Annotated in this window: 5 protein-coding genes; 2 read left to right on the plus strand and 3 right to left on the minus strand. The window is 54.2% G+C overall.

Annotation, left to right across the window (positions count from 1 at the left end):
* Window positions 1-33 precede the first annotated feature (33 nt).
* From OEW58_10580 to acnB, 3 genes are all read right to left on the minus strand, one after another.
* Window positions 34-459: a hypothetical protein gene (locus tag OEW58_10580; protein ID MDH5301795.1), complete on the minus strand. Its 426-nt coding sequence runs from the start codon at window positions 457-459 to the stop codon at window positions 34-36.
* 340 nt (window positions 460-799) lie between these two features.
* On the minus strand, window positions 800-1,036 hold the full coding sequence (locus tag OEW58_10585; protein ID MDH5301796.1) for an RES family NAD+ phosphorylase: 237 nt from the start codon (window positions 1,034-1,036) through the stop codon (window positions 800-802).
* Window positions 1,037-1,139: 103 nt separating this feature from the next.
* Window positions 1,140-3,704, minus strand: a complete 2,565-nt coding sequence (acnB, locus tag OEW58_10590) for a bifunctional aconitate hydratase 2/2-methylisocitrate dehydratase (protein ID MDH5301797.1) — start codon at window positions 3,702-3,704, stop codon at window positions 1,140-1,142.
* 215 nt (window positions 3,705-3,919) lie between these two features.
* Here acnB and purB point away from each other — a divergent pair, with 215 nt between their 5' ends.
* The gene (gene purB / locus OEW58_10595) at window positions 3,920-5,302 is read left to right on the plus strand and encodes an adenylosuccinate lyase (GenBank protein MDH5301798.1); all 1,383 of its coding nucleotides are present in this window, start codon (window positions 3,920-3,922) and stop codon (window positions 5,300-5,302) included.
* A 202-nt stretch (window positions 5,303-5,504) separates the two neighbouring features.
* The coding region (locus tag OEW58_10600; GenBank protein ID MDH5301799.1) for an agmatine deiminase family protein at window positions 5,505-6,157 on the plus strand (653 nt) is incomplete at its 3' end.

The raw sequence follows: 6,157 nt of genomic DNA on the forward strand, positions 1-6,157 counted from the left end.
GCAACCGCTACTACTGGCGCGAATTCAATGCGCTTATTGGCGCTCAATCTTTGCAATTGCGAAAAACCATACCATTTGGTTTTCGTTCGCATTTTCATCCATACTTTTCGACACTTTACTTGCGTTTTTTTCGCTCAAAAAAAGGCGGGACGCTGCTGTAGTTAGGTCTAATTCCTCATTCGGCAAATCTACGACTCTCATTACAGATAACAACACAACTGCATTGCCACCGCGATCTATCGCCTCCAGTTGTGCCTCTCTTTTAGCAGTTTCTAATGTGGGCACTTCAAGAATGCTCCACCCACCATAGCACTCACAAACACCAAGCTCTGTGTAGGGTGGTGCTGATTCTTTGCTTTCAAAAAATGCTATTTCATCGATTTTTTCTTTTGGGATTGATGCACAAGCAAACAGATTTAGCATCATAATAAATGCGAAATAATATTTTATTTTTTTCATAACTATACGTTTCTCATTTTCTCAGTGTCCGAATACTGTTACTTACAGGCGCAAACAGCACATTAAACCGCCGCTTCGCTATCACTAATACCCCGTCGCGGCCTATCACTCGAATTTTCATACTCGGCTGAATCATGCTGCCATCTTCGATGGGGCATAGATACTCGGCCCCGGTGCGCATGGCGCACCCTACCTGGAGTATAAAACACCTGATCTGGAGCGTTAAATCAGGCTATGACCACATCAAGGAAATGATAATTATTGCACCTGTGATCAGGCGGCTCGGATTACGAAACTACCAGAGTCCCACTGCCCTGTCACGACCAAACCACACTCCAAATCAACCGTCCGCCAACTTCAACAACCGCGAATCAAAACTGTATGGCTGCGCTGCGGCGATTTCGATGCAGGCAAAGTCAGGATGATCGGGATTGATCAGGTAATTGCATTCCACCGGCGAAACAGCGGATGGAATCTGGAGTAACAAACTGCGTTTTTGTTTCAGCCAGTCATTACCCAGTTCGCGGGTATGCGATATCGGTGGCGAGGTTCGCCAATCTTCGGGGAGTTGCGGCACGTCGATGATCGAGCGTTGCGAAAAAGCCCCACTCCAATCTCTCGAAGTGGGGCTTTTTCTGCCGGGGTCAGAGTACGCATACTCCGCCCCCAATCAGTGACATTTACGCAGCGACGATGGGAATCACCTTGTCCGCGATTTTCTGATATTCCTCAATCTCGTTGAAGTTCAGATAGCGGTAGATGTCTTTGGACATGGTGTCGATGGTTTTCACCGCGTCCATGTATTCCGCTGGCGTGGGGATTTTGCCCAACTGCGCGCACACGGCAGCGAGTTCGGCAGAGCCCAGGTACACGTCGGCGTCCTTGCCCAAACGATTGGGGAAGTTACGCGTCGAGGTCGACATCACGGTGGCGTTGTCGGCCACGCGAGCCTGGTTACCCATGCACAGTGAACAGCCGGGCATTTCGGTACGGGCACCGGCCTTGCCGAAGATGCTGTAGTAACCTTCTTCGGTCAGTTGGTGCGCGTCCATTTTGGTGGGCGGTGCAATCCACATGCGCGTGGGCACAGCGCCGCCGAATTTCTCCAGCACCTTGCCGGCGGCACGGAAGTGACCGATGTTGGTCATGCACGAACCGATGAACACTTCGTCGATCTTGTTTCCTGCAACGTCAGACAACAGCTTCACGTCGTCTGGGTCGTTCGGACAGGCAACGATGGGTTCCTTGATCTGGTTCAGGTCAATTTCGATCACTGCGGCGTATTCGGCGTCCTTGTCGGCTTCGAGCAAGGTAGGCTTGGCGAGCCACGCTTCCATCGCCTCAATGCGACGACCCAAGGTGCGCTTGTCTTCGTAACCGTTGGCGATCATCCATTTGAGCAGTGTGATGTTGGACTTGAGGAACTCGATGATCGGTTCCTTGGCCAGCTTCACGGTACAGCCGTTGGCAGAACGTTCGGCAGACGCGTCGGACAGCTCAAACGCCTGCTCGACTTTCAACTGTTCCAGACCTTCGATTTCCAGTACGCGACCAGAGAAGATGTTCTTCTTGCCTTTTTTCTCTACCGTCAACAGACCTTGCTGAATCGCTGCGTAAGGAATCGCGTTGACCAGATCGCGCAGCGTAACGCCGGGCTGCATTTTGCCCTTGAAGCGCACCAGTACGGATTCAGGCATGTCCAGCGGCATCACGCCCAGTGCTGCGCCGAACGCCACCAGACCCGAACCCGCCGGGAAGGAAATACCAATGGGGAAACGGGTATGCGAATCACCGCCGGTACCCACCGTGTCAGGCAGTACCATGCGGTTCAACCAGGAGTGGATAACGCCGTCCCCCGGACGCAGGGCCACACCGCCGCGTGTGCTAATAAACGATGGCAGCGAGTGCTGCAGTTTGATGTCCACGGGCTTGGGGTATGCCGCAGTGTGACAGAACGACTGCATCACCAGATCAGCGGAAAAGCCCAGGCAAGCCAGTTCTTTCAGCTCGTCGCGGGTCATCGCGCCAGTGGTGTCCTGAGAACCCACGGTGGTCATGTGTGGTTCGCAGTAAGTACCTGGGCGCACGCCCTTGATACCGCAAGCCTGTCCCACCATTTTCTGCGCCAGGGTATAGCCTTTGCCAGTGTCGGCAGGCGCTTCGGGGCGACGGAAAATCGTGCTGGGCGTCAGACCCAGAGCAATACGGGTTCTGTCTGTCAGCGAGCGACCAATGATCAGCGGAATACGGCCACCGGCGCGTACTTCGTCGGGCATGGTGGAGGGTTTCAGGTCAAAGGTGGAAATGGTTTCGCCGGCTTCGTTGACGATCACGCCGTCGTAAGGCTTGATGGTGATGACATCGCCCATGTTCAGTTTGGAGACATCGCACTCGATGGGCAGACAGCCGGAATCTTCTGCGGTGTTGAAGAAAATCGGCGCAATCTTGCCACCGAGCACAACGCCACCCTGGCGCTTGTTGGGCACGAAAGGAATGTCAAAACCCATGTGCCACAGCACGGAGTTAATCGCAGATTTGCGCGATGAACCGGTCCCCACCACGTCGCCAACATAGGCCAGCGGCAGACCTTTGGCTTTCAGAGATTCGATTTTATCCAGCGCGCCGGGCATTTTGCTGACCAGCATGGCCTTGGCGTGCAACGGGATGTCAGGACGGCTCCATGCCTCAGAGGCGGGCGACAGGTCGTCGGTGTTGGTTTCGCCGGGCACTTTGAATACTACGACTTTGATTTCTTTTGGCATTTCCGGCTTGTTGGTAAACCATTCGGCATTGGCCCAGGCATCGGCTACCTGTTTGGCAAAGCTGTTACCGGCCTTGGCCTTTTCCACCACATCGTGGAAAGCATCAAACATCAACAAGGTTTTGGATAATGCGATAACCGCCGTCGGTGCCAGCTTGGCGTTATCCAGCAGTGCAATCAGCGGCTGGATGTTATAACCACCCAGCATGGTGCCCAACAGCTCGGCAGCCAGCTTGCCATCAACCAGCGGAGAACTAGCCTCACCCTTGGTGATCGCCGCCAGGAAAGCCGCCTTGACGTAGGCCGCGTCATCAACGCCAGCCGGTACGCGATGGGTCAGCAGTTCGACCAGCGTTTTTTCTTCGCCTTTGGGTGGATTTTTCAGCAGTTCAATCAGCTCGGCTGTCTGTTTTGCATCCAGAGGCAGCGGTGGCAAGCCCTGGGTGGCACGTTGTTGCACGTGTTGACGATAGTTCTCTAGCACGTATCTACCTCGCTTATGGGTGTATCGGCAAAAATTTGTAGCGATTCTAACGCATTTGTTGCGACGGCGCTAAATGTCGCGTGTTCTGCATCGGCATTGCCGGGTTAAATTTCAGGCAATTATTAGCGGACAAAGGCAGGCAAAATGTGGGATTCCAGCGGGGTTTTGGGTTACACTTCGCGTTTTTCGCGAACCAGCTAACTACAGGAATAGAGATGCAACTATCCTCCTTGACCGCAATATCCCCCGTTGATGGCCGTTACGGCAGCAAAACCGAAGCCCTGCGCCCTATTTTCAGTGAGTTTGGCCTGATCCACAACCGCGTCACCGTCGAGGTACGCTGGCTGCAGGCGCTGTCCCGCCACGAGGGCATTGCCGAAGTCCCTGCATTTTCAGCGGCTACCCATGCCCAACTGGATGCCATTGTAACCAACTTCAGCGAAGAAGACGCGCGCGCCGTCAAAACCATCGAGCGCACCACCAATCACGACGTGAAAGCGGTGGAATATTTCCTCAAGGATAAAATCAAGGGCAACAAGGAACTGGAAGCGGTCAGCGAGTTCATCCACTTTGCCTGTACCTCCGAAGACATCAACAACCTGTCACACGCATTGATGCTGAGTCAGGCCCGCGAAAAAGTGATGATGCCACTGGCACAGCAAATCGTTGATGCCATCGCTGGTCTGGCGCACAAATACGCCGACCTGCCCATGTTGAGCCGCACTCACGGCCAGCCCGCTTCTCCCACCACCGTGGGTAAAGAAATGGCCAACGTGGCGCATCGTCTGGAACGTCAGCGCCGTCAGATCGCTGCGGTAGAAATGCTGGGCAAGATCAACGGCGCGGTCGGCAACTACAACGCCCACCTGTCAGCCTATCCGAATGTAGACTGGGCGGAGTTCTCCGAAAAATTTGTGACTTCACTGGGCCTGACCTGGAACCCCTACACCATCCAGATCGAGCCACACGATTACATCGCCGAGCTGTACAACGCCGTCGCCCGTTTCAACACCATCCTGATCGATTTTGATCGCGATGTGTGGGGCTATATTTCGCTGGGCTTTTTCAAGCAGCGCGTGGTCAAAGGTGAAGTCGGTTCTTCCACCATGCCACACAAGGTCAACCCCATCGACTTCGAAAACTCCGAAGGCAATCTGGGAATCGCCAACGCCATCATGGATCATCTGGCGATGAAACTGCCGATTTCCCGCTGGCAGCGCGACCTGACCGATTCCACCGTGCTGCGTAACATGGGCGTGGGCTTTGCCCACTCGGTAATCGCCTATGAATCCACACTCAAAGGCATCGGCAAACTGGAAGCCAACGAAGCCGCCCTGCTGGCTGATCTGGACAACAACTGGGAAGTTTTGGCCGAGCCAATCCAGACCGTAATGCGTCGCTACGGCATCGAAAATCCTTACGAGAAATTGAAAGATTTCACCCGCGGTCAGCGCGTCACTCGCGAAGGCATGCAGGCGTTTGTTGATGGTCTGGATCTGCCACAGGATGCCAAGGATCGCCTGAAGGCAATGACGCCGGCCAACTACATCGGCATAGGCGACAAACTGGCCAAAGACTTCTCGGCGGACAAGGTATAACGCTGGACTTATAGTTCAAGCAATTTCTTGTCAACATTGACTTTAGGCTACAACCCACTGAAATTGCGAACTTTTTAGTCCGAGGTTTCAGATTGAAAATACAAAAACCGTAGGGTGTACCCAAAGGGCATAAACGCCAGCACACCACAAGGTTATTAGATAATGGTGCGCACCGCGCACCCCAACGTTCGGAATGTTTACTATGACCACATTTCTTCCCGAATGGGCACCACAATCCGGCGTCATGCTGACCTGGCCACACGTCGACAGCGACTGGGCTGACAATCTGGAAAACGTCGAGCCGGTGTTCGTCAACATCGCCAAGGCGATCAGCGAACGCGAGCTGGTACTGATTTCCGCCTTCGACGGCGTACACAAAAAACACATTCAAGCGCTGCTGCAAAATGCCGGCGTCGACTTGAAGCAGGTGCGTCTGCATGTAATCGATTCTGACGACACCTGGGCACGCGACCACGGCCCGATCACGGTGGAAAAAGACGGTCAGGTGCGCCTGCTGGATTTCGTGTTTAACGGCTGGGGCAACAAATTCGATGCGCAGCGCGACACCCAGATCAACGCCAAGCTGCACGAACAATCGGCCTTCGGCGATGTGCCGATGATGTCGTTTGATTTTGTGCTCGAAGGTGGCAGTCTGGAAACCGACGGCCTGGGCACCCTGCTCACCACATCGCAGTGTCTGATGTCCAAGGAGCGCAATCCCGATTACGACAAGGCGCAAATCGAAACTTTCCTCAAAGCGCAATTGGGTTTGAATCGCGTACTGTGGCTGGATCACGGCCACCTGGAAGGCGATGATACCGACGCCCACATCGACACCCTGGCGCGCTATGCCGA

The organism is Gammaproteobacteria bacterium (assembly GCA_029884425.1).
Classification (GTDB): Bacteria; Pseudomonadota; Gammaproteobacteria; order S012-40; family S012-40; genus JAOUHV01.

What these genes read in the sequence shown, in the direction of transcription:
- OEW58_10580 (MDH5301795.1), bottom strand. Translation starts at nt 459, where the DNA reads ATGAAAAAAATAAAATATTATTTCGCATTTATTATGATGCTAAATCTG.
- purB (MDH5301798.1), top strand. Translation starts at nt 3,920, where the DNA reads ATGCAACTATCCTCCTTGACCGCAATATCCCCCGTTGATGGCCGTTAC.